Origin of the sequence: Hymenobacter glacialis (genome assembly GCF_001816165.1) — a bacterium.
In the GTDB taxonomy this organism is placed as follows: Bacteria; Bacteroidota; Bacteroidia; order Cytophagales; family Hymenobacteraceae; genus Hymenobacter; species Hymenobacter glacialis.
In genome coordinates this window covers 1-201 of sequence record NZ_MDZC01000042.1, presented here as the reverse complement: position 1 = coordinate 201, position 201 = coordinate 1, and the positions used below count along the sequence as shown (strand labels likewise).

Here is a 201-nt window from a genome sequence, read left to right as displayed (position 1 = left end):
CGCTTCTGTTCGGGGGTCTTAGGCAGCATACAGTAGCCGGCCTTGTTTCTCGGCAATGGTTTCTACGGATTGAAAAACACCTGCTGCCCGCTCCATCTCCGCCGGCGTACGAATCAGAATATCCATTGCGGGAGCATCAGTACCCCACAGCAACGTGCGGACAGCAATAGCGCGTGCCATTCGCTTCTCCTCCGCATCACG

At 56.7% G+C, this 201-nt stretch carries 1 protein-coding gene; it reads right to left on the bottom strand.

Annotated features, from left to right (window positions below; all coding sequences use genetic code 11):
• Positions 1-18 precede the first annotated feature (18 nt).
• The coding region (locus BEN48_RS19355) for a hypothetical protein (RefSeq protein WP_206599816.1) at positions 19-201 on the bottom strand (183 nt) is incomplete at its 5' end.